The sequence below is a fragment of the Candidatus Nucleicultrix amoebiphila FS5 genome (assembly GCF_002117145.1).
GTDB lineage: Bacteria > Pseudomonadota > Alphaproteobacteria > Caedimonadales > Nucleicultricaceae > Nucleicultrix > Nucleicultrix amoebiphila.
Map to the genome: position 1 here is coordinate 1,645,001 of NZ_CP008743.1, position 24,080 is coordinate 1,669,080.

At 38.8% G+C, this 24,080-nt stretch carries 23 protein-coding genes and 3 tRNA genes (1 of these 26 cut by a window edge); 13 read left to right on the forward strand and 13 right to left on the reverse strand.

Annotated elements, in window-relative coordinates:
* The 4 genes from GQ61_RS08110 to GQ61_RS08125 form a co-directional block, all read left to right on the forward strand.
* Positions 1-521: the final stretch of an MBOAT family O-acyltransferase gene (locus GQ61_RS08110; RefSeq protein WP_198157327.1), read on the forward strand. The gene continues 742 nt to the left of window position 1, outside the view; the window shows 521 of its 1,263 coding nt (coding positions 743-1,263); the start codon falls outside the window, past its left edge; its stop codon occupies positions 519-521.
* Between the two features lie 52 nt (positions 522-573).
* Complete coding sequence (locus tag GQ61_RS08115) at positions 574-1,623, forward strand: hypothetical protein (protein WP_157111180.1); 1,050 nt, start codon at positions 574-576, stop codon at positions 1,621-1,623.
* 89 nt (positions 1,624-1,712) lie between these two features.
* A complete protein-coding gene (locus GQ61_RS08120) occupies positions 1,713-2,291 on the forward strand; it encodes a hypothetical protein (RefSeq protein ID WP_085784848.1) in 579 nt (192 codons plus the stop codon).
* Positions 2,278-3,438 (forward strand): hypothetical protein, encoded by a 1,161-nt coding sequence (locus GQ61_RS08125; RefSeq protein ID WP_085784849.1) that lies wholly within the window; start codon positions 2,278-2,280, stop codon positions 3,436-3,438. Before GQ61_RS08120 ends, GQ61_RS08125 begins: the two co-directional genes overlap by 14 nt.
* A 3-nt stretch (positions 3,439-3,441) precedes the next feature.
* Here the strand turns inward: GQ61_RS08125 and GQ61_RS08130 are convergent, their stop codons facing one another.
* From GQ61_RS08130 to GQ61_RS08160, 7 genes are read right to left on the reverse strand one after another with little or no spacing between them, the layout of a single operon-like run.
* The gene (locus GQ61_RS08130) at positions 3,442-4,092 is read right to left on the reverse strand and encodes a DnaA/Hda family protein (protein ID WP_085784850.1); all 651 of its coding nucleotides are present in this window, start codon (positions 4,090-4,092) and stop codon (positions 3,442-3,444) included.
* Complete coding sequence (locus GQ61_RS08135) at positions 4,089-5,180, reverse strand: AI-2E family transporter (protein ID WP_085784851.1); 1,092 nt, start codon at positions 5,178-5,180, stop codon at positions 4,089-4,091. The genes GQ61_RS08130 and GQ61_RS08135 overlap by 4 nt, the downstream gene beginning before the upstream one ends.
* Positions 5,177-5,719 (reverse strand): CDP-alcohol phosphatidyltransferase family protein, encoded by a 543-nt coding sequence (locus GQ61_RS08140; RefSeq protein ID WP_085784852.1) that lies wholly within the window; start codon positions 5,717-5,719, stop codon positions 5,177-5,179. Before GQ61_RS08140 ends, GQ61_RS08135 begins: the two co-directional genes overlap by 4 nt.
* Positions 5,716-6,795: a DUF2066 domain-containing protein gene (locus tag GQ61_RS08145; protein WP_085784853.1), complete on the reverse strand. Its 1,080-nt coding sequence runs from the start codon at positions 6,793-6,795 to the stop codon at positions 5,716-5,718. Before GQ61_RS08145 ends, GQ61_RS08140 begins: the two co-directional genes overlap by 4 nt.
* A 22-nt stretch (positions 6,796-6,817) precedes the next feature.
* Positions 6,818-7,240, reverse strand: coding sequence for a nucleoside-diphosphate kinase (ndk, locus tag GQ61_RS08150; protein WP_085784854.1), 423 nt, complete (start codon positions 7,238-7,240; stop codon positions 6,818-6,820).
* 21 nt (positions 7,241-7,261) lie between these two features.
* On the reverse strand, positions 7,262-7,708 hold the full coding sequence (locus tag GQ61_RS08155; protein WP_085784855.1) for a DNA polymerase III subunit chi: 447 nt from the start codon (positions 7,706-7,708) through the stop codon (positions 7,262-7,264).
* A 1-nt stretch (position 7,709) separates the two neighbouring features.
* Positions 7,710-9,206 carry a leucyl aminopeptidase gene (locus GQ61_RS08160; RefSeq protein WP_085784856.1) on the reverse strand — a complete coding sequence of 499 codons (1,497 nt, stop codon included), beginning with the start codon at positions 9,204-9,206 and terminating at the stop codon, positions 7,710-7,712.
* Between the two features lie 176 nt (positions 9,207-9,382).
* Between GQ61_RS08160 and rpmG the strand changes: the two genes are divergently transcribed.
* Positions 9,383-9,550, forward strand: coding sequence for a 50S ribosomal protein L33 (gene rpmG, locus GQ61_RS08165; RefSeq protein WP_085784857.1), 168 nt, complete (start codon positions 9,383-9,385; stop codon positions 9,548-9,550).
* Positions 9,551-9,566: 16 nt separating this feature from the next.
* Here rpmG and rnr read toward each other — a convergent pair whose 3' ends face one another.
* Genes rnr through rlmB form a run of 5 tightly spaced genes read right to left on the reverse strand, consistent with a single transcriptional unit; the run spans position 9,567 to position 16,769 of the window.
* Positions 9,567-11,810 carry a ribonuclease R gene (rnr, locus tag GQ61_RS08170; protein WP_198157328.1) on the reverse strand — a complete coding sequence of 748 codons (2,244 nt, stop codon included), beginning with the start codon at positions 11,808-11,810 and terminating at the stop codon, positions 9,567-9,569.
* A gap of 4 nt (positions 11,811-11,814) precedes the next feature.
* The gene (topA, locus tag GQ61_RS08175; RefSeq protein ID WP_085784859.1) at positions 11,815-14,205 is read right to left on the reverse strand and encodes a type I DNA topoisomerase; all 2,391 of its coding nucleotides are present in this window, start codon (positions 14,203-14,205) and stop codon (positions 11,815-11,817) included.
* Between the two features lie 23 nt (positions 14,206-14,228).
* The gene (gene dprA, locus GQ61_RS08180; protein WP_085784860.1) at positions 14,229-15,386 is read right to left on the reverse strand and encodes a DNA-processing protein DprA; all 1,158 of its coding nucleotides are present in this window, start codon (positions 15,384-15,386) and stop codon (positions 14,229-14,231) included.
* Positions 15,346-15,969, reverse strand: coding sequence for a glycerol-3-phosphate 1-O-acyltransferase PlsY (gene plsY / locus GQ61_RS08185; RefSeq protein ID WP_085784861.1), 624 nt, complete (start codon positions 15,967-15,969; stop codon positions 15,346-15,348). The genes dprA and plsY overlap by 41 nt, the downstream gene beginning before the upstream one ends.
* 8 nt (positions 15,970-15,977) lie before the next feature.
* Complete coding sequence (gene rlmB / locus GQ61_RS08190) at positions 15,978-16,769, reverse strand: 23S rRNA (guanosine(2251)-2'-O)-methyltransferase RlmB (protein WP_085784862.1); 792 nt, start codon at positions 16,767-16,769, stop codon at positions 15,978-15,980.
* A gap of 91 nt (positions 16,770-16,860) precedes the next feature.
* Between rlmB and GQ61_RS08195 the strand changes: the two genes are divergently transcribed.
* Both GQ61_RS08195 and GQ61_RS08200 read left to right on the forward strand, forming a co-directional pair.
* The gene (locus GQ61_RS08195) at positions 16,861-17,886 is read left to right on the forward strand and encodes an efflux RND transporter periplasmic adaptor subunit (RefSeq protein WP_085784863.1); all 1,026 of its coding nucleotides are present in this window, start codon (positions 16,861-16,863) and stop codon (positions 17,884-17,886) included.
* A 6-nt stretch (positions 17,887-17,892) separates the two neighbouring features.
* Entirely contained in the window at positions 17,893-20,970 is a 3,078-nt protein-coding gene (locus tag GQ61_RS08200) for an efflux RND transporter permease subunit (protein ID WP_085784864.1), read from the forward strand.
* A 23-nt stretch (positions 20,971-20,993) separates the two neighbouring features.
* Here the strand turns inward: GQ61_RS08200 and GQ61_RS08205 are convergent, their stop codons facing one another.
* Positions 20,994-21,515, reverse strand: coding sequence for a hypothetical protein (locus tag GQ61_RS08205; protein WP_085784865.1), 522 nt, complete (start codon positions 21,513-21,515; stop codon positions 20,994-20,996).
* A 180-nt stretch (positions 21,516-21,695) separates the two neighbouring features.
* Between GQ61_RS08205 and GQ61_RS08210 the strand changes: the two genes are divergently transcribed.
* The 6 genes from GQ61_RS08210 to nusG all read left to right on the forward strand — a co-directional run bounded on the left by GQ61_RS08210 (position 21,696) and on the right by nusG (position 24,057).
* Positions 21,696-21,781, forward strand: a tRNA-Tyr gene (locus GQ61_RS08210).
* 26 nt (positions 21,782-21,807) lie between these two features.
* Positions 21,808-21,881, forward strand: a tRNA-Gly gene (locus GQ61_RS08215).
* A 57-nt stretch (positions 21,882-21,938) separates the two neighbouring features.
* Positions 21,939-23,129 carry an elongation factor Tu gene (gene tuf / locus GQ61_RS08220; RefSeq protein WP_085784866.1) on the forward strand — a complete coding sequence of 397 codons (1,191 nt, stop codon included), beginning with the start codon at positions 21,939-21,941 and terminating at the stop codon, positions 23,127-23,129.
* A gap of 77 nt (positions 23,130-23,206) precedes the next feature.
* Positions 23,207-23,282, forward strand: a tRNA-Trp gene (locus GQ61_RS08225).
* A gap of 31 nt (positions 23,283-23,313) precedes the next feature.
* Positions 23,314-23,502, forward strand: coding sequence for a preprotein translocase subunit SecE (gene secE / locus GQ61_RS08230; protein WP_085784867.1), 189 nt, complete (start codon positions 23,314-23,316; stop codon positions 23,500-23,502).
* A 12-nt stretch (positions 23,503-23,514) separates the two neighbouring features.
* Positions 23,515-24,057: a transcription termination/antitermination protein NusG gene (gene nusG / locus GQ61_RS08235; protein ID WP_085784868.1), complete on the forward strand. Its 543-nt coding sequence runs from the start codon at positions 23,515-23,517 to the stop codon at positions 24,055-24,057.
* Positions 24,058-24,080 lie beyond the last annotated feature (23 nt).

Genomic DNA, 24,080 nt, shown 5'->3' on the forward strand with positions numbered 1-24,080 from the left:
TGAGGGATTACGTGTATATCAGTCTGGGTGGAAGTCGCAAAGGCTTATGGCGACAAATTTTGGCCACAAATGTGACGATGGTTTTAGGAGGACTTTGGCATGGAGCCAATTTAACCTTTGTAGTTTGGGGTGCCATTCATGGTCTTTGTTTGACAGTCAATCAATTGTTTAATAAGTCAGGACTGACTTTACCCAAAGGACTGGGAAAGGTGTTAACGTTAAGCGTGGTAATGCTGGCTTGGGTCTTTTTTCGTTGTCAGAGTATTCATGATGCTTTTCATTATTGTTCTTCATTGTTTCATTTTAACGGATCAGAACTTGCAATGGTTAAATCTAAGCAGTTTTTGTTGATCCTGTTGGCTTTAGCAATAGCGATCTTTGGCCCTACGAGCCAGGGGTTGGTTTTTGAAAAATTGCAACCAAAGCGTTTATTGGCAATGGGTCTTGGTACCGCATATTTTATTTTTATATTGTTGATCGGTGATGGGCAGCAAAAAGAATTTATTTATTTTCAGTTTTAAAATGACCAGAGGTAGAAAAAATATCAAAGACTGGACAAGATTCCTGCGTGTCATGGTTTTGACCTGGATCGTGTGTTTGTCGACTTATATGTGTTTTTACATTGGAATGGATCCTTATGATCGATTTTTCTTTAAGCAGGATAAACCTGCTCAAACGATTGCTCTTGCCGATCGTTATTTATTGCCCTCTTTGGTGCGGAAAGCTTATTTTGATAGTGTTATTATAGGCACTTCAACTGTTAAACTTTTAAAACCCGAGCAATTAAACCGACAGTTTAATGGAAGATTTGTGAATCTTGCTATGGCTAGTGCGACGCCCTATGAGCAGATGATGCTTTTAGAAGAGTTTTTAAAGCATCATCCTCGTCCCAAATATGTTTTTATCGCCTTAGATGTTGCCTGGTTTCAAGAAAATCCAACAACTTGGAATGAAAATTTCCATTTTCCAACCTATCTTTTTGAAGAAAACTTGACCGAAGATTTTAAAAACGCTTTCAGTCTTCTTAATCTCAAAAATTCTTTTAAAAAATTGGGGACTTATTTACGTATTAAGCCTCATGAAAACCGATTTGATGGTTATGAATGTTTTGTGCCCCCTCTTGAAGAATATAATTTAAGAAAGGCTCAAGAACATATTTATAATCAACAAACTCCTATGAAAAACGTGGGCTTTCAAAGGAGTGATTTGATTGATTATGAAGGAAACAAGAAGAATTTTTCTTTTCCTCAGCAATTACGATTAAAACAGCTCTTAGCGAAATTGCCTCAAGAGACCGTAAAAGTATTATTTTTGGTTCCGTATCATGTGCATCTTCAGTCGAATAATATCAATAGTCAAGGGGCGCGTTGGAAGGCTTTCAAATCCAGTTACGGAAAATTAGCTCTTAATTTTACGAATACCCACGTTATTGATTTTATGATCCATTCCTCCATGACGGAAAACGATGAACACTATTGGGATGCACTTCATTATACACAAACTGTTGCTGAGCAGATCTGTGATTGTCTTTATCAGGCTGTAACACTCAATAGAAAAGAAGATCGATTTACCCACATTCGATCTTTTAAATCCACAGAAGACATGCAAATTAAGTCAGATTAATCAGGAAGATATTTTTTTTCCTTAACGATTATTAATCTTTTAAAAACCATTTTTCATTCAAACTAAACGCGTGATCAAAGGAGATTGTTTTGGTACGAAATATATTTCAAATAACCAAAAATGTGCTTTTCATAGGAATACCTTGTCTCTTAATCGTAAGAGAGGCTCATTCCTCAAACTCTTTACTTGAACAATTTAGTGATGATGCAATTCTGCCCTTTAAACGATCAACATATGTGAACAAGAATGCCATTAATCAATATGTTCAAGAACTTATTGATTTGAGTCAGGAGAAGTTTTGTTCAGAGAATTTGACGAAGGCGATGACAGTTAATCGTCTCATCCTCGTAAGCAAGGTTAAGACCTTTTTAAGAGATTTAACAAACGCTGATTTACTGTTTTATCTGGATATTACGGCCCTCATGGAAAGAATTAATGATGTTTGGCTTTTTAATGAAAATGATGAAGCAATCTCTGTTGTTGGATCTTCTAGGCAGTTTACTAAAAAAATTTCTACGTTTTATGGAGCTCTTGATAAATTTATTGAAAAATATACATGCAATCCTCATATGAGCATCAATCCAGCCCTTGCGAGCGGCACGTTAGTATTACTTTATATCGAAAAATCTATTATAGCCCAGAAGTTCAGCCAGCATGTCTTATATTAAAGCTTTCTTTCCTGTTTTTATTTTTAGTTTTGTAGCCCTTTTCTCTACAGGGGGACAAAAATCATTCGCCAGCCAAGAAGAAGTGATATCAGAACAACCTAAAAAGAAAAGAAACGAAAAAATTGAGAGGAGTTTGGGACGTTTGGATATTCTTATTACCTCTAAAATTAAACAACCCCTTACTCTCGAAGAAATAGATGAATTAAAAGCTTTAGAAAATCGACGAGAGGATGCGCAAAAAGATACGAACGTTCATGGTCTTAATAATTCACAAGTAGCACGGTTAGAGCAACTTTCTAAGATGAGATATGAAGCACAATTACTCGTAGAAGAGGAAGAGTCAATAAGTTCAGTTCTTAGTTTTCTAAAGGAGAAGAAAGGGGAGGTTGGAAAAGTAGAATTTTTGGATCACTTTAAAAAGATTAAGTCTGTTTTCTATCGTCAGCTCATTCATTTATATTTAAGTAAACTTTATCTTGAAGGGGAAGCTTTTATAGATTTAAAGGGACAACTTATCGATGAAGGTGATTTTATGCGCATCTACAATATTTTTGCAAAAGAGCGTGATGCTTTAATTAATAAAGCATTGGAAGATGAAATGGTCACAATTCCCAGAGATGCTTTTATTACGAGTCGTCAAGCAGTGTTAAAGGAAAGAATTAAACTTGATCAGAGTCCAATTTTTCTAGATTTACTTGCTGGTTTTGATCCTGAAAGTGAAGGCGATTTATCCGCTCAAGCAATCACACTGAGTGAAGAGAAAGATCTTACTGCTGAACAAGCCTTTGCATATCACCAAGGCAAATTATTGTTGGAATCATATAATGCTGAGCGAGGAGATAAGCTGAAATCATATCACTCCATTGAAAGAAAAATTATAGATCGCGTTGCCATTAAAGATGCTTTATCGAACGGGCTTTCAGAAGGATATGACCAAGATCTCTATGTACGAAGTATTATTGCAGAAGCCGATTTAAGAGTGATTCAGAGCTATCTTGATTCTATTCGTGGAGCCGTGAGTATCAAATTTAGTTCAGAAAAATTTATGGGCAAACTATTAAAAAAAATGGCTCTTGAAGATGGAGTTTTGCCCTTGTTCGAAATAGCAAAATTCGTAGATCTTAAAAAGGAAATGGAAGGCGATTAAATTTTAATCGATTTTACTTTCTAAAACTTTGCGTATGGTTTGGATATTAATTTTTTGTCCTTCTGCTAGACTGCGTTGATTTAACGTACTGATAAAAGTATGGAGCGTCTCAAAAGTACGTGGCATACGGGTTAGTAAATAGTCCAAGGTTTTTGGAGAAACTCGAAGTTGGAGATCTGCGAGTTTCTTCATTAAAACAGCCCGTAATAATGCATCATCAGGATTTTCAAGTCCAACAGTTGGTAAACTTAGAAGACGTGATCTTAAGTCAGCGAGTTGAATTTTCCAATGATTTGGAGGGGTTTCAGTGCAAATGAGAAAGAAGCGTTTTTGTTCATGAGACGTATTGTAAAAATGAAAGAGATCAGTTTCATAATCAAGTAAATTAAAGCCATCAAGTACGACATTAGATTGTAAGTCTTGGACGTTATGGAAATTTTCTAAAAAAATGGCTTGCGCTTTTTTTTGCCATACATGCGCTAAATGGGTTTTCCCAGATCCGGGAGGACCATATATAACCAATCCTTGACCAGGCCATTCTGGCCAACGGTTAACCCACTGATACGCGTTGCTATTAGCGGTGCTTTGAAAAAAAGTTTCGGAAGTATAAGTCTCTTGGTGAGGCAGAGAAAAAGTAAATTGTCGTGATGTCATTTGATCTTTGATTTACTTGAAAGCCCTTTATAATAAGGACTTTTTAAATACTGATCGATAATAAAACGTACAAGAACTCCTAAAGTTGCTGCTATAGGCATAGCTACTAACAATCCCCAAAAGCCAAAGAGAACGCCACCTGCAAGCAATGAAAAAATGATCCATACAGGATGCAAGCCTATACGATCGCCGACCAGTTTGGGAGTGAGAACATTGCCTTCTAATAGCTGTCCTATCAATAAAACTAAACCAACAGTTCCAATAGATGTCCAGCTATCAAATTGAGCAAAGGCAACACCAAAGGCAGCCATTGCACCAATGAGAAATCCAAAATAGGGAATAAAAGCAAGACAGCCTGTGACAAACCCAATTGTAATTGCAAAATCAAGACCAGTTAGTAAAAACCCGATACTATAAAGGGTAGCTAAGATTAAGCATACTGTCGCTTGACCGCGTATATAGCCAGCTAATGTTTTATTAATTAAGTTCACCTGTTGACGGATTGTCTTTGCATGTTCACGAGGGAGTAAATGATTCAGGATTTCTATGATATGAGGCCAATCTCTTAACAAATAAAAAGCGACAACAGGCGTTAGGATCACGAGAGAAAGAAGGTTTGCAAGAGCCAAACTGTTTGTTAAGAGTCCAGCAACAAGTTTTAGTCCCCAAGAAAGCATATCCCCCAAGTAGCTTTTTGCAGTTTCTTTAAGATGAGAAAGATCTTTAATTTCAATATACTGAGAGACTTTTTGAATAATGGGAAAGAGTGTTTGGTAAATGCGCTCTCCATAATCAGGCAAATGCTCAGCCAAAATCAATAGCTCTTTTTTCAATAAAGGGATCGCAAAAAACAGCACGCTGCCGATAGCAGCAAAGAACATAAGTATTAAGAGGATAGTGATTAATGCTCGCGGGATTTTGAAAAACTCAATTCGAGTTGCGAGTGGATTTAAAAGATAAGCAACTAAAATACCAGCAATAAAGGGAAGAAGAATACCACTAATCATGTAAAGGAAAAAACCAATGGAGACGAAGAAAAAAGTCCAAAGAAGAGCTTTTTGGCGTTTTGTTGGACTAACTGTTGTCACGACAAAGAATCCTTTTTCATGATTTTAACCCACAGAACAACATACCCCGCACCCGAAATAAAAGTTGTGAGTGCTGTTAGACTCGTCAAACTCTCAAGCATATAAGGGAAATTAAAAGACCAAACCCTTTCTCCCATAACATACACGACAAGAAGGATTTGGAGAAGGGTGTTGAGTTTACTAATCAAAAGAGGCTGAACCTGAAGTTTTTTTTCCAAAAGAATTAATAAAATAGCGCCACCTACAATCATAGCGTCTCTAAAGGTTACAAAAATAATCAACCAAATTGGGATCAATCCTTTGACCCCGAGAGCGATGAACGCGCCTGTTAGTAAACACTTATCGGCAATTGGATCAAGATAAGATCCAATGATCGAGTGGTCTTTTAAAGCACGCGCCAAAATGCCATCAAGGATGTCCGAAAGTCCTGCTAAAATAAATACGTAAAACGCTGCTACAGTTCGTCCAGAAAGAAGTAACCATATCAGTATCGGTGTGGTGAAAAGCCGACCAAGACTAATAAAATTAGGCCAAGTCATGGAATGTTACTCGCGTTGTTAATTATTCCTGTCATAGGAGACAAGGACAAAGTCCATGTTCCATCAAGCTGTTCAATCATTATGCCCAGTTGTCTAAGTTGAGGAAGACATTGGTCAATATTGCTATTTAAGCTTAGACGCAACTTTCCACTCTCGCGAGTCAACTCTAAAACTTGTGAAGACAAAACACATTTTGCTTTTTCTAAAATTTGGCGCGTATGAATCCAATCTTGAAAAGAATTTATAGGAACAAAAATATCAACGATTTCTTGAGGTTTTATAGTGGTTGAAGACGTGCTTAAGGGATGTTTGATATACTCTAATATAAGTTGTTGCGCTTCTGAGTAAGCTTGTGTTTCACTGGTTTTTAAATTAAAAGCATCTGCTTGAAGCATAGCGTCTTTAGTAAAATTAATTAACTCAATGGTTTGATCGTTGAGGACCGCTAGAACACCACGTTCTGTATGATAGTGATTTAAGAGTTTAGCAAACGCTTGTTGGTCTTGGTTTTTATAAGATTTTATAGGTAAGATTTTTAAATCTTCAAGGTCTGCTAAGGGAAGAATAATGTTCTCATGTTCTTTTGGATCTTCGTTCCAGAAATTAAACCAAGGATTGTTTCCATCCCACAAATGAATTTTCTCTTGTTCCACAAGAACCGGAATGAGAAGAACTTTTGTTGTTTTTGTGATTGATTGGTTGAGAGTATTAGAATCTTTCTTGAGAATCTTGTTGATGGATTTTGGCTTAAACTCAATATTAAAAGTAGCACTATAGCGCATAGAAGATTGCTTTTCTCTCACTACTTCAAGTGTTTTAATAATTTCTTCTAAAGTTTCATCGCTGATTTTTTGTAAGTTTGATTGTTCAACAGGTGTAAAATTATTTTCAAGCAAAACTTGAAAAGCTTTTCGTCGAGCTTCAATTAAAGCTTGTTCTCTTGCTTTGGTAACGGATTCAGCAGTCACATCAACTTCAACATCCTCGATAAGATAGTTTGAAGCATAGAGAACGGGGGAAAAGCTCAAAAATAGGATGGCGCTGATCACATAAGAAATAAAGCGCATGCTAAACATTTTTTGAGCTCTCCTTTTTGAGTTAGCCAACGATTTCCATGTCGCTGAAGAAGAAAGCGATTTCAATTGCAGCGTTTTCTTTTGAATCCGATCCATGAACGGAATTCGCTTCAATTGACTCAGCAAATTCTTTGCGAATAGTGCCTTCATCCGCATTAGCAGGATTGGTCGCTCCCATCACTTTGCGATATTGTTCAACTGCATTGACTCCTTCTAAAACTTGGACCACTACTGGACCAGAACACATAAAAGAACATAAATCATTAAAAAATGAACGTTCAGCATGTACAGCGTAAAATTTCTCAGCGTGCTTTTGTGTTAGTAACAATCTCTTTTGCGCAATAATTCTGAGACCCTCGCGCTCAATAAGTGCATTAATGGCGCCAGTAATATTGCGGCGAGTTGCATCGGGTTTAATGATAGAAAGTGTTCTTTGTAATGCCATAAGTTTTCTCCATAAAAAAATTTATTGTTTTTCCCAGCTTCCTTCTTGGGTTTGTTTCCAATAGGTGAGGGGGATACCCTTTGAGCTGTAATTTTTCCAACGTTTGCGTGCTTCACTGACTTGATCTTCATCACGACCACTAAATATATCGATGATGCGTTCAAAGCCATCTAAATTATCGAGTGTCATGCCGTTTGTTATCACGATGACCGATGCATCATTAGGATTTTCTAAGCGCGTCGTCAACCATATTGGTTGATCTTCTGGAAAACCCTCTTTTGCTGATCCATGAGGAAGAAAAGCTCCAGAAGAGAAAGTCCATAAAACCATGTTGAGTTCCGATAGGCGTTCTTCCGAGTCAACAAGGACAATAGTCCGTAACTTAAGTGAATAAATTTTATCCAAAAGCTTAGGCAGCGCTTTCTCAAGGGGAGTAGATTGTAAATGATAAAAGCTTGCTTCTGTCATTTTATTTCTCGAAATAATCCTCGACAAAGGTATTGAGGAGACGGACACCAAATGCTGTTGCACCTTTCTCAACGAGAGGTAAGCTTTTATCAGCCCAAGCCATGCCAGCAATATCAAGATGCGCCCAAGGCACTTTGTTAACAAACCTTTCAAGGAATTTTGCTGCTGTGATGCTTCCTGCTTTCCTTGAGATGCAAGTATTGCGAACATCGGCAATGACTGAGTCAATATCCTTATCAAAAGCGTTATCCATAGGCATTGGCCAAACACGTTCACCAGTTTTCTCTCCGGCTTTTTTCAACTTATCTGCGAGCGCGTCATTATTAGGGAAGAGGCCAGCAAATTGATCGCCTAAAGCTATGACCATAGCACCCGTTAGGGTTGCTAAATCGACCATGGCTTGAGGTTTAAAACGATTTTGGGTGTACCAGAGCGCATCTGACAAAATAACTCTACCTTCTGCATCCGTGTTTAAGACTTCAATCGTTTGACCTGAGAGAGTTTTTACTACATCTCCTGGACGATACGCTGCACCGGAAGGCATGTTTTCAACTAATGCAACTACACCCACAGCGTTCACTTTTGCTTTTCGTCCGGCTAAAACCTTCATCAATCCTGCAACTGTTCCCGCGCCAGCCATATCGTATTTCATCGAATCCATGCCTTCGCTGGGCTTAATACTGATACCGCCTGTGTCAAAGGTTACTCCCTTTCCCACAAAGGCAACAGGCTTTTGCGTTTTTGATCCACCCTGCCATTGCATAACAACAAGTCTAGGACTTCGAATGCTGCCCTGGCCAACGGCAAGTATGGCAGTGGCTCCCATCTTTTTGAGTTGTTCTTCGTTGAAGATTTCAACTTTTACCCCTAAAGGTTTTAGCTCTTGTTCAATGCGTTTTGCTAAAACTTCAGGATACATAACATTAGGAGGTTCAGAAACTAATTCACGCGTTAAAAATACGCCTGAAGAAATCTTCTCTAATTTTCTATAGACTGTTTCCGCTTCTTTTTGTTTATTGGTAATAAATGTAGAGCGTTCTAAGGTAATTTTGGGAGCTTTACCTTTTACAGTATAGTATTTGAAAAATCTCCAAGACCGCAAAAGAAATCCATGTGCCATATTCGCAGCTATAATTTCTTCTTGTAGTGCTCCAATTTTACCAATATCAATAATGACTGAGGCTTCTTTGTTTCCCGTATTCTTAATTTCATTAAAAAGCATTCCTCCTAATTCTTGAACGTTTTTAAGAGTAAATTCTTTTGCATCTCCTAGACCAAATAGAATAATTTTGGGATGTTTTACGTTTTTAAGGGCATAAAGTGTTAATGACTCGCCTTTTTTTCCTTCAAAAGGACTATCCTTAAGAGCCTGACTGAGTGCTTTGTTCGAAGTTTTGTCAATCGCTGCACCGAAGGCTGAAAGCTTTTTTCCTTTGAAACAAAGGAGCACGAGGGCATTTCCTTTATTGTTAGGTTCTTTTGCAAAACGGATTTCCATAGCAAGGCTCCTTATTAATATCTATTTTTGATTATTCCTTAAGGTTATAGATAATTGTTGGACCTCTGTGAATGCTAAAAAGTAAGAATATGAAATTTTCATATGAATGATCTTGACAAAGTGAGGCCGAGGGGTGCTATATGAGGTCAAAGTAAACTTTAAGTAGGATTTTAGTGATGGCAAAGCCAAATTCAATCAAAATCAAATTGCTGAGCTCTGAAGGAACGGGTTATTTTTATGTAACAAAGAAAAATCCCCGTACAAAAACTGAAAAGCTTGAAATGATGAAATACGATCCAATCTTGCGTAAGCGAGTCTTGTTCAAAGAAACAAAAATTAAATAGCAAAATCATTGAGATTTTAAGATTTCTTAGGCCTCCTTTTGGGGGCCTTTTTACTTTTAGGTCTCTGAAATGAGCGTTTGGTATCTTTCATTTCAGGGCTCTTTTGATAGGGAGCCATAGATACTAAGATCTGTCCTGTTAAGGGGTTGGTCTCCTCGAGCAAAACCTTCACAGAATCGCCCAGTGTAAATATCTTTTTATAGCGACGACCGACTAAACGATGGTTACTTTCATCAAAAACGTAATAATCATCAGGGAGTTTACGTAATGGCAAAAAACAATCAGCGCCATTTTCTTTTAATGACACAAAAAGAGCGAAGTTTGTTACGCCACTAATAACTCCTTCAAATACTTGGCCGATTTTTTCACTCAAATAAGCTGAGAGATAACGTTCTGATGTGGATCTTTCTGCTTCTGCAGCTTGACGCTCAGTAAAGGAAATGTGTTCCGCAATAGCTTCAAATTGTTTCATGGTATAGCTGAATTTAGCTTCTTTATCTAACTTGAGCGATTTGATAAGAGCACGATGTACGAGAAGATCTGCATAGCGTCGAATAGGTGACGTAAAATGACAATAAGATCTTAAGTTTAGCCCAAAGTGTCCAATATTTTTAGGGCTATAGATGGCTTGAGATTGAGTTCTTAAAACCAATGTATTGATCATCGTATCCATGGGAGTTGATGCGGCTTTTTCCAACATATAATTGAAAGTCTTTGGGAGAATAACGCTGCCTTTAGGAAGAGCAAAACTTGTACCTTTCAAAAATTCACGTAGAGCTTCAATTTTTTCAAGTGTTGGAGAATCATGAACACGATACATGGCTAGAAAGCCTTTTTGTTCTAAAGTTGTCGCAGCCGCGACGTTGGCAAGAATCATATAATCTTCAATTAAACGGTGACTTGTAAGCCTTGGACGCATAATAATCTTTTCAACAGCACCATTATTATTAATAAGGACCTGCCTTTCAGGGACATTGAGTTCAAGAGGGGCTCGATGTTCACGAGCTTTTTCTAAACAAAAGTAAGCTGCATAAAGAGGCCTAACAATTTTTTCAACAATATCTTTTGGTAAAGCAGTTTCATCACCATCATAAGCCCGCTGAGTTAGTTTATATGTTAAGCGCGCATAAGAACGCATAAGTCCTCGAACAAATTTATGACGAATGAGTTGACCCTTACTATTAATCCACAAATGAACCGCGAGACAGGCACGATCTTCTTCAGGTTTTAGAGAGCATAATCCATTAGAGAGTTCTTCGGGTAGCATGGGAATAACACTATCTGGAAAATAGACGGAATTCCCTCGTTCATAAGCCTCTTTATCTAGTTGATCTTCTTCGTGGACATAATAACTAACATCAGCAATCGCAACAATCAGATGCCAACCATCTGGATTTTTAGGATCAAGGTCTTTTTCTGCAAAAACAGCATCATCAAAATCTCGAGCATCTTCGTCATCTATTGTTACAAGAGGAATGTTTCTCAAATCTTCTCGGCCTTTAAGTTGAGGAATGGTAGCTTTTTCAGCCAGGTCCAAAGCGTCTTTCGAAAACTTGTAGGGTAAATCATAGGTGTGGATTGCAATGAGACTAAAAGATTTAGGTTTTTTGATTGACCCTATAATGCGAATAATACGACCTTTCGGTAACGCTCTGTTGGGCGAAGGGATGAGCTCTACTTCAACCAAATCACCTTCATGAGCATTAAAGGTATAAAGTTTATCAATTAAATAACGATTTTTGTCTTGTCGATCGGTTGGGATCACCATGCCGCCTTTCCCCGGGCGTTCTTCATAAACACCAATCGTTTTGCTAAGAGTTTCTTCTAGCTTGCGAAAAATATGGCCATGGAAAACAGTGTCGTGAATTTTATAAATACGTGCCAAGACTCGATCACCGACTCTAATCTTAGCACTAGCTCCACGAGGGCCACGACCTGAGACAATAAAAAGAGAAACAGAGGCATGTTCAAGTTCTGGACTTTTTGTTAAGGGGCGTGCCTTAAATTCGCCATCACTTTCAATACTAATAATTTCAAATGATGAAAACTCAGGTGTACTTTCTATGGCGTAGGATTTACCCTTTTTGATTAGGCTGCCGTCTTGCCAAAGTTGCTTGAGTAAGGCTTTAAGGGTAATGCGATCTTGTCCCTTGATTCCAAAAGCACGTGCAATTTCACGACGAGACACATTACTAGCGCCTTGCGCTGAAAGGTATTCAAGAAGTGCTTCACGAGTTAAAGAGCTTTTCTTTTTTATCAAATCTTTATTTCTTTTTCTTCGACTTTTTGACAGGTGCTTTTGCGCGAGGTCTCTTCGGTTTTGATTTAGCAATCTCAAGGACCGCTAATGCCTCATCAAGTGTTACTGTCATAACATCATAATCCTTACCTAAGGATGTAAAACTATTATTGTGTTTGATATAAGGTCCAAAACGACCAATACCAACTGTCACAGGTTCCTTTGTCTCAGGATGATTCCCCAAAGTTCGAGGTAATGCTCCCACCGCTAGAGCTTCATCTAAGGTAATCGTTTGAGGATTCGCTCCCTTTGGTAACGCTAAACGTTTGGGCTTCTCTTTTTTATTTTTAGTAACAGTTTTTAAGGCCCATTCAAGATAAAAACCATAAGGACCTTTTTTCACAGATACATCTGTATCTGTTTTAGGGTCAAGACCGAGAACACGTGTTTCAAAAGTTTCTTTTTGTGCGTCTTCTAAGTTACTTGTTTGCTCAGAGTCACGTTTTACAAGTTGTCGTGTGTAATTACACTCTGGATAATTTGAGCAACCTACGAAAGCACCATATTTTCCTAGTTTAAGACTTAGTTCACCGTTGCTACATTTGGGACATGCGTAGTGCCCATCTCTTTGATCCTCACCCGCAAAAATAAAAGCAGAAAGGTCTTGATTAAGACGATTAATTACATCAGTAATTTTCAAATCTTTTGCTTGAAGAAGCGCCTGATGAAATGCATGCCAAAAATTCCTTAGAACATCAAGACGGGTTTCTTTACCGTTTGCGATTTCATCTAGATGCTCTTCTAGCTTTGCCGTAAAATCATATTCAACGTATTGTTTGAAATAACCTTCAAGAAATGCAGTGACTAGTCTTCCCAAAGGTTCAGGAACCATCTGACGTTTTTCAATGTGAACATATTTACGATCAACTAACGTAGACAGAATGCTAGCGTAGGTTGAGGGCCTTCCAATGCCGAGTTCTTCAAGCTTTTTGACTAAGCTAGCTTCAGTAAATCGGGGGGGAGGCTGAGTAAAATGCTGTTCGGGATGGACAGCTTTTAAATCAAAAGGCTCATTTTCAGTGACTGACGGAAGAGTTCTATTTTCTTCATTTTCTTCGTCATCTTTACCTTCTTCATATACCTTTAAAAACCCATCAAAGGAAATGGTAGAACCTGTGGCCCTTAAAATAATGCTGCGATCTTGGTTGCTGAAATCAATTCCCACTTGATCAATCACAGCGCTTTCCATCTGAGAAGCGACTGTTCGCTTCCAAATCAGATCATAGAGTTTAAAAAGATCGCCTTCCAAATAACTCTGAATTGCAGTAGGAGAACGTGAGAAGTCAGTAGGGCGAATGGCTTCGTGGGCTTCTTGTGCATTTTTAGTCGAGCTTTTATAAGTTCTAGGTGATCCTGGTAAATGTTTATCGCCATAGGTTTTTTGAATAAAACTGCGTATATTAGCAATTGCTTCATTAGCTAAGGTGACGCTGTCTGTACGCATATAAGTAATAAGACCTATTGTTTCACTACCTAAACTCACTCCTTCATAAAGTTTTTGAGCAAGCTGCATAGTTTTGCGAGCACTATATCCTAATTTGCGTGAGGCTTCTTGTTGCAATGTCGAAGTAATAAAAGGCGCTGCTGGGTTGCGCTTTACTTGCTTTTTTTCAATCTTATTAACTTTGTACTGACTTTTTTGAATCAGTGTTTCTGCCTCATGGGCTAACTTTTCATTGTTGAGAGAGAATTTATCAAGCTTTTCACCTTTTAGATGAGTAAGCTTCGCTGAAATCTTTTTAGATTTTTCACCTTCAAAATCAGCAGCAACAGTCCAATATTCTTGAGCTTTAAAATTATCAATTTCAGTTTCGCGTTGAGCAATAAGTCTTAAGGCTACAGATTGAACACGTCCTGCAGATCGACTGCCAGGCAGTTTATGCCATAAGAGGGGGGATAGACTAAATCCTACAAGGTAATCCAGTGCTCTGCGAGCTAAATAAGCATCAACAAGACTAGGATTTAATTCTCTGGGATTTTCAATGGCGTTTTTGACAGCATTTTTTGTTACTTCAAAGAATACCACACGTTTGACATCTAGATTTGTCGTTAGCTTTTTTTCTTTTAGAACCTCTTGAACATGCCAAGATATCGCTTCTCCTTCACGATCAGGGTCCGTTGCCAGATAGAGAGTATCAGCTTTTTTGAGAGCTTTGGCTATGTCATCGATATTTTTCTCAGATCCCTCTGCAGATTCCCAGATCATCTTAAAATCATGATCTGGATCTACGGATCCACTTTTGGAAGGCAGATCACGAACGTGACCATAACTTGCGAGTACTTGATAGTCTTCACCTAGATATTTATTAATTGTTTTTGCTTTTGAGGGCGATTCTACGACAACGACTTTTTTCATGTTTTATATTCTCAATTTCCTCTTCAGCTCTGAATATCAGTTTTTAAACTAACTTCATTCAACAAAGACCTTAGTATTCTACCACCTAACTCTAATTCTAGAATTACAGTCATTACTATTGTAGGTGACAACTGACATTCTTGGATCAATTCGTCAATACTTATTGGAGAAAAGCTTAGATTTTCAAGGATAATTTTTCGCGCCTTATCTAGAACGCTGTCACTAATAGAAGGAAAAGGGGATGGTAAGGGAGGGGGAGAACTTTCTTGAATTTGGTGATGAGATGTTTTGTTCAAACCTGATATGACATCGTCCGTTGATTGAACCAATATGGCGCCATCTCTAATAAGACGATTACTTCCATGATAGCGAGGATCAAGAGGAGATCCTGGAACGACAAAAATATCTCTGCCATAGTCCAAAGCCCTATGAGCGGTTATTAAAGAACCTGATCGTAAAGCAGCTTCAATGATGATGAGTCCTTGGGAAAGCCCTGCAATAATACGATTACGACGTGGAAATAAGCTTGCTGAAGGAGGCGCATCAAAAGCAGATTCACTGATTAAGAGACCTTTTTGACTAATTTCATGGAATAAAGATTCATTTTCAGTCGGATATATTGTGTTGATTCCTCCTGCAACAACAGCAATGGTTCCTGAGTCTAAAGAAGCAGTATGGGCTGCAGAGTCGATGCCACGTGCAAGTCCTGAGACAATTGTTGCGCCTTGATGGCTTAACTCTTTTGCAAACGTTCGAGCTAAGTGTTTACCATGGGCAGAGGCATTACGTGCTCCTACAATAGCAATGTTTAATTCACTGTTTAAAAGAGATAAATTGCCTTTGACGCTTAAAAGGGGAGGGGCATCACTGAGTGGATAAAGATTTTTGGGGTAGAGTTCTTCGCCATAAGCAATAAGAGATGCGCCAAAAGCTTGATGACATTCGAGTTCCATTCTAGCTTCCTCTTGAGAGAAAATTTTAAGAGGTGTGAGTCCCCCACCTTTTTGAGCAAGAAATGGAACCTGTTCTAGAGCTTTTTTTGCAGAGCCATATTTTTGCAGTAGCCCGAAAAAAGTTATCGGTCCAACATTTTGACTACGACTTAATTGAAGCCAATGAAGCTTTTCATCAGCAGATAATTCAGGACTTGTCCATTTTGCTTTTAGGCTTTGAAGCGCCAATTTTTGGTTCCTTCCCTGCCAGCAGTCTATTTATATTGTCAGTATGCTTGAAAAGAACCAATAAAGCAAGAAAAGTTGCCCAAATGGCGATTGATGTATCTAAAAAAAGCAAAGACCAAATAGGCGCTGATGCGCTAGCCACAATGGCTGCTAAAGAAGAATATCTCCAAATGACTGCTGTGAAAGTCCAAGTTCCAAGAATAAGTAAACCTAAGGGCCAGCTCGTAACAAGAATAACGCCAAAAGTTGTTGCAACTCCCTTGCCTCCTTTAAAATTAAGCCATACTGGGAAAATGTGTCCCAGCACCGCTGCAGCACCTGCAAGCAATAGGGCTTCTTGTGAAAAGGAAAGAATTTTTAAAGAAAGAATGACGAGGACGCCTTTTAAGCTGTCACCAAGGAGCGTTAGAATCGCAACAACCTTATTTCCAGTTCTTAAGGCATTAGTAGCACCAATGTTGCCTGATCCTATGGTGCGAATATCTTGGCCTGTGAAATGCTTTGTAAAAATATAACCAGACGGAATGGACCCTAAGGCGTAGCCATAAAGAAGAGCGATGAAGGAGTATAAAAAACTCAGCATTTATTTTCCTATTTCATTTTATTTTTGTTTTGTCTTAAAACTTCATAAAGAGCAACAGCAGCGGCATTTGATACATTCAATGTACTAAAAATACCACTGGTGGGGAGTTTTACAAGAAAGTCACATTTTTCTTTTGTAAGCCTTCTTAATCCTTTGCCCTCTGACCCAAGAACAATTGCAATTTTTCCTTGTAACTGAATCTCATCGATTGTTTTTTCGCCCATCTCATCAAGGCCGACACACCAAAAACCTTTATCTTTAAGAATATCCATTGCTCGTGAAAGATTAATCACACGAATGACGGGTATAATTTCGAGCGCCCCTGAAGCAGCTTTAGCTAAGGCTGAATTTGTTTCAAGCGCGGAGTTTTGATCAGTTACAATGATGGCAGAGGTATCAAACGCAGCTGCTGAACGCAAAATTGCACCTAAGTTATGTGGATCAGTGACTTGGTCAAGAATCAGAACATGCATGTCATTTGCACTTACATCAATGTCTTCAATGGCCATTTCAGGGAGAGGCTGTATTTGTAAAGCGATTCCCTGATGAACAGCAGAGGGACCAAATAATGTCATAAAGCGATCTTTATCTGCAACTTCTATAGACAAGTTTTTATGGATTTGCTTAGCTTGCTTGATGATACTTTGATCCAACACCTCTTTATTGATCAATAGAAGGTGTTTGCAACATCGATTTGGATTTAAGAGGGCTGCTTCAACTGTATGAATTCCATAGATCCAAAGTGTATTAGAAGTTTTGTGTGACTGATTCTTTTTGAATGGGGAAGGGCTTTTCTTCATTACTTTTTCAAAATCTTGTGTTTGTCGAAATACTTTACATTTTTTGACAATTCATTTATACGTTTTAGGTTAAATATCCAAAGAGTTTTTCATGATTCGGTCGTTATTTTTTTTTCTGCTAATATTGATAACTCCTCTTCACGCCGCTGAAGGTCCAGGTAAAATAGGCGTTAAGACTGATTTTGTCACAAAAGGCGAGATTAGTAAACTTTTTCGCAACTTCGGACAAATTGAAGCTTCACGTCAGGCCGATATTTTGGCTCAAGTGGATGGTCAAGTGGCTAAAGTTCTTGTTAAGGATGGAGAATTAGTGAAAGCAGGACAAGAATTGCTTTTGCTTGATACCAAGTGGTCACGTAATCTTGAGGGAATTAAAGAAAAGCAAGAAGCGCTAGTTAAAAAAAGGTTAGCGCGTTTAAAAAAGCTTCATTCAGCCAATACTATTGCAACGAAAGATCTTGAACGACAAGAGATGGATCTATTGCAGGTTGAAGCCTCAGTCAATGAATTAAAAGACACACTGAACAAATCAGTTATTAAAGCTCCTTTTGATGGAATTGTTGGTGAAATTAAATTCAAAGCTGGGACAGTCCTTAAAAAAAACGACAACATCCTTAGACTAAGGGATATTAGTCCCTTTGAAGTCATTTTTGAGATCCCAGGGGATGAAAGGAAAAATATTAAGATTGGGCAATTAGTCGATGTCTATGTTTCTGAAACGCCCGCAAAAAAGGTTTCAGCCTCTATTTCAGAAATTAATCCGTTTATAGCGCCTGATACTTACACGGTTAAGATAAAGGCTATTATCGAAAATCCCAAAGATTCTTTGGATCTGTTAACTCCAGGTATGATAGTGCCGATCGTTGTTAAATTGCTTTCCTATGAAGATGCGATATTATTACCGCTCTCAGCATTAGTGGTCGATGAAAAAGGCATAGGTGTTTATAAGGTTATTGAGGGTAAGGCTAAAAGAGTTACTGTCGAGTATGATCTTATGCAAGATGAATTCATCCGAGTGATTAAGGGAGTTGAAAAAGGAGATCAAGTGATCGTTCAAGGGCAAGATAACGTCTTTGAAGGTGCTGAACTCAATATCTTGGATAGTCAGAAGAAGTAATCTTTAATGACCACATATTTTCTTAGAAATCCTATTTTTGCAATAGTCTTAAACCTGATGATTTTTCTGGGTGGACTGCTCTCATTAGAACACTTGACCGTGCGAGAATATCCTCCGATCCCATCAAATGTGGTTATTGTGCAAACTATGTATCCATTGGCAAGCGCCAGCGTTGTTGAAAGTCGTGTGACAACGCCTCTCGAGATGGCGCTTTCAGGTATGAAGGGGATTTTAAAAACTGAATCTGAGAGTATGCGAGATTTTTCGCATATAAAAGTGACATTTGCTCCAGGTGTAGCTCTTACCGATGCAATGGCTGAACTGAGAGAAAGACTGTCAAATGCTTTGAGTGATTTACCTAAAGAAGTGAATAAGCCTCGTTACGCTTTTAATTCCATTTGGTCCGATCCTTTTATGACTTTGGAAGTAAGTAACGAGAGTCAGCTTTCTGATATGGAAATGAGTGCTCTTTTATCTCGTGTTGTTGAGCCAATGCTTATGTCAATGCCTGGTCTTCAAAATGCATATAATCGAGCAACACAATACGGTATTAGCGTCAAACTAAAGCCTGAAATGTTTGCCAAATGGAACTTTAATGTATCAGATATTGTAGGGGTCATTGATAACGCTAATAAAGATTTACCTGCTGGTGAAATCAAAATTGGAAGGGGGCTGGTCCCTCTAGTTTCAAAATCGCGTATAGGATCTATTGAAGATTTTCGTAATCTTGTGATCAAGCAAGTGAAATCAATGCCCGTTAGATTAAGTGACGTGGCGGATGTGGTTTTTGAGCCTCTTAAAACAACCCCTCTTGCTTTTAAAAACAGTAAAAAAACAACCTATGTTTCTTTGTTGGTTGCTCCTGAGGCTAATCCTCTTGAGGTATCGAAAAGTGTACGTGAGTTGCTACCGCGCATTAATGAAATGATGCCTCAGGGAATTAAAATCACTGTTGTTGAGGATAATACGGATGCAATCCGTTCTTCGATTTCAACCGTGTACAAGACAATTCTTGAGTCTATCTTTTGTGTCTCTGTAGTTATCTTTTTGTTTCTAGGATCTATGCGACTTTCTTTTGTGCCGATTGTTACGATACCTCTTTGTTTAATGGGAGTTTTACTCTTGATGTATGGTTTGGGCTATACAATTAACAAAATGACATTATTAGCAATGGTCTTGGCCATTGGCTTGGTGGTTGATGATGCCATTGTGGTGCTTGAAAATGTTAGGCGGCATTACTCTTCTGGGGTGTCAGCTTTTGAAGCTGCAATCAGAGGATCTAAGGAAATAGGTTTTGCGATTATTGCTATGACACTAACTCTTAGTTGTGTATATGCGCCTCTTTTATTCTCAAAAGGGTTGACCTCTCAGCTATTTACTGAATTTGCTGTAGTTTTAGCTGCAACGGTTATTATTTCAGGCATTGTGGCTCTTACGCTTTCGCCTTTGATGACTTCAAAAGTTTTGAGGAGTTCTAATCATTTAACCAAAGCGTTTGAAATATTCTATGATCACATTGCTATCGCTTATGGAAAAAAGCTTCAAATCCTCATCGCTAAGCCTAAATTGCTCCTGGCGTTTCCTTTAATGATTGGTATTGGCGTGGTGCTATTAAATTATTTACCTCTAAGTTTTATTCCCGATGAAGATCAAAATGCCATTTATGGTTATTTAAACGCACCGAAGTTTAAAAATGATAAAGAGTTGCTTACATATTCAAAACGCTTTGAAGATATTTTACGAAGCACGGATGGAGTGGAAGAGATTTATACGACTATTTGGATGAAGGAACATGTGTTAGTAACGGCTAAATTTAAACCACGTTCTGATCGAAATCGACCTATAAGAAACGTTCTGCAAGAATTAAGAGGGAAAATAAAAGAGCTAATTCCTACTGGCAATTGTCATGTATGGCTTCCTCGTCCTGAGATTTTAAGAGATGAACAATCCGATTTTAGAGTTATTTTTCAATCAACCCAAGGTTATGATTATTTATTCAAAGTTGTGGGAGGCCTTAAAGAAAAGTTTGATGATAGTGGTTTTTTTGAGCAATCAAATTTTAATGCTCAAATGAATAATGTCGAGCTTTCATTGACCATGGATCAGGCACGTTTAAAAGCCTTTAATATTGAATCAAACGTGGCTAGTAAACAACTACGTTATCTTTTTGGTGGGCTTTATGTGGATAGAATGGAGTTGAAGGGCGTGAATTACCCAATTCACATAGAGAATTCTTCTTCATGGCCGAGGTCTAAAGATGATATTGCAAATGTCATGATAAAACAAGGTGAAGCAAGATGGGGGGCTTCTCAAGAAGACCAGAAGAAAGATAAAGACAAGAAGAGATTCACTCCTTTAAGTGCGTTCACAAAGATTGAGATTAAACCCGATTTGTCTCCTTATTTTCATTTTAATAAAATTAAGGCGCTATCATTGGATTTGTCTTTAAAGAAAGACGCCCCTATTTCTAAAATCATGGAGTGGTTAAATCAACAGTTGAAACCCTTGATGTCAAAGGATTTAACTGTTGTAATTTATGGAAACATACTTAAAACCATAGAAGCTAAGCATGAGCTTTACATAAATTTTCTGTTGGCGTTAGTCTTTATTTATCTGATTCTCTCTGTTCAGTTTAAAACATTTTTTGATCCTTTGATCATTTTAACAACTGTACCTTTGTCAACAATTGGCGGTCTTCTCTTTATTTGGTTGTGGGGAGAAGGACTCAATCTTTATACCCAGATTGGATTGATTACCCTTGTTGGTCTTATTACTAAGCATGGCATTTTGATTGTATCTTTTGCGGAAGACTTTATACGCGCTGGTACGCCATTATTAGAAGCGATTACCAAAGCTAGCCAATTACGTTTACGACCCATTTTGATGACGACATTGGCTATGATGGCTGGTGCAATTCCTTTGATGATCGGTTTAGAGCCAGGATTTGAGGCACGCCGAGAGTTTGGTTTAGTGCTCTTAGGCGGTCTCGGTATTGGTTCTTGTCTGACGTTAGTTTTGATACCTTTGGTCTATTACTGGCTCAATAGACTCAAGAGAGATTTTTTTGTAAAAAATAAGCGATAAGATACCGCTTATTTCTTTGTTTGTTATTGAATTTGATCGATAGCACTTTTCATACACTCAATACAATGCCCTGGTTTTGTTGCTTCTTTTAGTTGGGTGAGTTTGCTTGTTATCTTACTTAATTCTGGGTATTTTTCAAAAATCACAATGTGTGTACACAAACGAGCTGCCGTAGCTTTGAATTTTTCTTCTGTTGTTTCAGCTTCCCCTAACTTTTTAGCGAGACATTTGATGAAGCCATTAACCTGGGAATTAGAGTGAGTTTTCTCTGCAAACAATGGTCCATACAGTGCATCAATGACTTCTGATATAAAGTTAGATAAATTCACTTCTTCTTCAATATCCGGTAAAAGAGTTGATTGAAGAAGCGCTTTCGTTTGTTCAGCATTCATGAGCTCTTCAATTTCATGATGAGATGCTGCTTTTGTAATAGGTTTTTCGTCTTCTCTGAGCTCATGACCTGCGTTGCTGGTGGCAAGAAGTGGGGACTCGGATAAGAAAACACTTAAAACAATGTAACACATAAATTTGATATATTTTAACATTCTAAACCTCCTTATTTGCTGTGTGAGTCTACAAAAGAAGAGGTAGAGGGGATTTGTCAAGAATTTAAAATTTGAAAACAAATTTAATAAATAATTTTATCTGCATGAATTTCAGATTGACAATGTTCACAAAATTCCTATAGATCGCCTATAGCTAGGTTTATTTGACCGACACTGTCGGGAGGGGTGGCCGAGCGGTCAATGGCAGCAGACTGTAAATCTGCCGACTTATGTCTACGCAGGTTCGAATCCTGCCCCCTCCACCATCACAGGATGTGATGAGATTTATAAAGCGGGTGTAGCTTAATGGTAAAGCTCCAGCCTTCCAAGCTGGCTACGAGGGTTCGATTCCCTTCACCCGCTCCAAAATTTTGTGTTTGTTCAAGTGGAAGAAAATTGTTTTTGAGGAAAGGGTGATAAGAGATGAGTAAGGCGAAGTTTGAGCGGACGAAGCCGCACGTAAACATCGGAACGATTGGACACGTAGACCATGGAAAGACAACGCTAACAGCAGCGATAACGAAAGTGTTGTCAGAGAAGGGTGGAGCAACGTATACAGCGTATGATCAGATCGATAAAGCACCAGAAGAAAAAGCACGTGGTATTACGATTTCAACGGCGCACGTAGAATATGAGACAGACAAGCGCCACTATGCGCACGTGGACTGCCCAGGACACGCGGACTATGTGAAGAACATGATTACGGGTGCGGCGCAGATGGACGGAGCGATTTTGGTGGTAAGCGCAGCAGACGGACCGATGCCCCAGACAAAAGAACACATTTTGTTGGCCCGTCAGGTTAACGTGCCAGCGATGGTAGTGTTTATGAACAAGGTAGATCAAGTAGACGACCCAGAGTTGTTGGACTTGGTGGAACTGGAGATCAGAGAGTTATTGACGAGCTATGGATTTCCCGGGGACAAGATTCCAGTGGTGAAGGGGTCAGCGTTGTGCGTGATTGAAGATAGAGATCCAAAGATTGGTCGTGAAGCGATTATGCAGTTGATGGATGCGGTAGATAGTTATATTCCACAGCCTGTACGTGATATTGACAAGCCATTTCTGATGCCGATTGAAGACGTATTTTCGATTTCAGGGCGCGGAACAGTGGTGACAGGACGCGTAGAGCGCGGAATCGTGAAGGTTGGAGAAGAAATCGAGATCGTGGGAATAAAGCCAACAACGAAGACAACGGTAACGGGCGTCGAGATGTTCCGGAAGCTGTTGGATGAGGGACGGGCAGGAGACAACATTGGAGCGTTGTTGCGTGGCGTTGAAAGAGAAGCAGTAGAGCGTGGACAAGTGTTGGCAAAGCCAGGAACGATTACTCCTCATACAGATTTCGAGTGTGAGTGTTATATTTTGAAGAAAGAGGAAGGTGGACGCCACACACCATTTTTCTCAAACTATAGGCCACAATTTTATTTCCGTACGACAGACGTAACGGGATCCGTCGACCTGCCAACAGGCGTAGAGATGGTGATGCCCGGAGATAACATTAAGTTGGTGGCAAAGTTGATTGCACCAGTGGCGATGGATGAAGGATTACGCTTTGCTATTCGTGAAGGTGGTCGTACCGTCGGTGCCGGTGTTGTGACTAAGGTGATTAAGTAACGCATCAATTGCTTTAAGCTGTATAAATTAACTTCAGAAGAATCAAAAAAAGCTTGATCTTCTGGAGTTAATTGTTTAGGAGTGTAGCTCAACTGGCAGAGCGTCGGTCTCCAAAACCGAAGGTTGTGGGTTCGAGTCCCCCCACTCCTGCCAAGCTTTGAAGCAAATTTTTGAAAGACGAGGAATGGCTAAAGTAAGTCCCATTGAGTTCATAAAGCAGGTACGTCAAGAAGTTGGTAAGGTTGCATGGCCAAGTCGCCGTGAAACAATGGTGACGTCTTTGATGGTGTTTATTATCTCACTGATTGCTGCAGTCTTTTTTCTTGTAACTGATGGCAGTATTGCCTTCGTTGTTAACTTGATAATGAAATAAGGGTTTTGGCCAATGTCGCCATCAGATAAGCCTCGTTGGTATGTAGTGCATGTCTATTCCGGTTCTGAACGTAGAGTAGCTGAGACGATCCGCGAGCAAGCAGAAAAAAAGAATTTAAAAGAAAAAATCTTGGATGTTTTAGTCCCAGTCGAAGAAGTGATTGAGATTAAAAAAGGTGAGAAATTAAGTTCTGAAAAGAGCTTTTTCCCTGGTTATGTGTTAGTTCATATGGTTATGAGTGATGAAACTTGGCATTTGATCAAGAGTACCGCAAAAGTCACTGGCTTTTTGGGTGGCAAGGGAAAACCAAGTCCTATTAGTGAATCTGAAGTAACGCGATTACTTTCGCAAGTGCAAGAACGTCAATCGAAACCAAAACATACATTAAGGTTTGAAGTGGGTGAGCAAGTGCGCGTTTCTGATGGCCCCTTTGCTTCCTTTAATGGAATTGTTGAGGACATTGATGAAGAAAAAGAACGCTTAAAAGTTTCTGTTTCTATTTTTGGTCGTGCCACACCTGTGGATCTTGATTATACACAAGTTGAAAAAGTTTAGCCCCTGGTGGGGTTAGTGCGGAA

What these genes read in the sequence shown, in the direction of transcription:
- GQ61_RS08115 (WP_157111180.1), top strand. Translation starts at nt 574, where the DNA reads ATGGTTTTGACCTGGATCGTGTGTTTGTCGACTTATATGTGTTTTTAC.
- GQ61_RS08125 (WP_085784849.1), top strand. Translation starts at nt 2,278, where the DNA reads ATGTCTTATATTAAAGCTTTCTTTCCTGTTTTTATTTTTAGTTTTGTA.
- GQ61_RS08130 (WP_085784850.1), bottom strand. Translation starts at nt 4,092, where the DNA reads ATGACATCACGACAATTTACTTTTTCTCTGCCTCACCAAGAGACTTAT.
- GQ61_RS08140 (WP_085784852.1), bottom strand. Translation starts at nt 5,719, where the DNA reads ATGACTTGGCCTAATTTTATTAGTCTTGGTCGGCTTTTCACCACACCG.
- GQ61_RS08145 (WP_085784853.1), bottom strand. Translation starts at nt 6,795, where the DNA reads ATGTTTAGCATGCGCTTTATTTCTTATGTGATCAGCGCCATCCTATTT.
- ndk (WP_085784854.1), bottom strand. Translation starts at nt 7,240, where the DNA reads ATGGCATTACAAAGAACACTTTCTATCATTAAACCCGATGCAACTCGC.
- GQ61_RS08155 (WP_085784855.1), bottom strand. Translation starts at nt 7,708, where the DNA reads ATGACAGAAGCAAGCTTTTATCATTTACAATCTACTCCCCTTGAGAAA.
- GQ61_RS08160 (WP_085784856.1), bottom strand. Translation starts at nt 9,206, where the DNA reads ATGGAAATCCGTTTTGCAAAAGAACCTAACAATAAAGGAAATGCCCTC.
- rpmG (WP_085784857.1), top strand. Translation starts at nt 9,383, where the DNA reads ATGGCAAAGCCAAATTCAATCAAAATCAAATTGCTGAGCTCTGAAGGA.
- topA (WP_085784859.1), bottom strand. Translation starts at nt 14,205, where the DNA reads ATGAAAAAAGTCGTTGTCGTAGAATCGCCCTCAAAAGCAAAAACAATT.
- plsY (WP_085784861.1), bottom strand. Translation starts at nt 15,969, where the DNA reads ATGCTGAGTTTTTTATACTCCTTCATCGCTCTTCTTTATGGCTACGCC.
- rlmB (WP_085784862.1), bottom strand. Translation starts at nt 16,769, where the DNA reads ATGAAGAAAAGCCCTTCCCCATTCAAAAAGAATCAGTCACACAAAACT.
- GQ61_RS08195 (WP_085784863.1), top strand. Translation starts at nt 16,861, where the DNA reads ATGATTCGGTCGTTATTTTTTTTTCTGCTAATATTGATAACTCCTCTT.
- GQ61_RS08200 (WP_085784864.1), top strand. Translation starts at nt 17,893, where the DNA reads ATGACCACATATTTTCTTAGAAATCCTATTTTTGCAATAGTCTTAAAC.
- GQ61_RS08205 (WP_085784865.1), bottom strand. Translation starts at nt 21,515, where the DNA reads ATGTTAAAATATATCAAATTTATGTGTTACATTGTTTTAAGTGTTTTC.
- tuf (WP_085784866.1), top strand. Translation starts at nt 21,939, where the DNA reads ATGAGTAAGGCGAAGTTTGAGCGGACGAAGCCGCACGTAAACATCGGA.
- secE (WP_085784867.1), top strand. Translation starts at nt 23,314, where the DNA reads ATGGCTAAAGTAAGTCCCATTGAGTTCATAAAGCAGGTACGTCAAGAA.
- nusG (WP_085784868.1), top strand. Translation starts at nt 23,515, where the DNA reads ATGTCGCCATCAGATAAGCCTCGTTGGTATGTAGTGCATGTCTATTCC.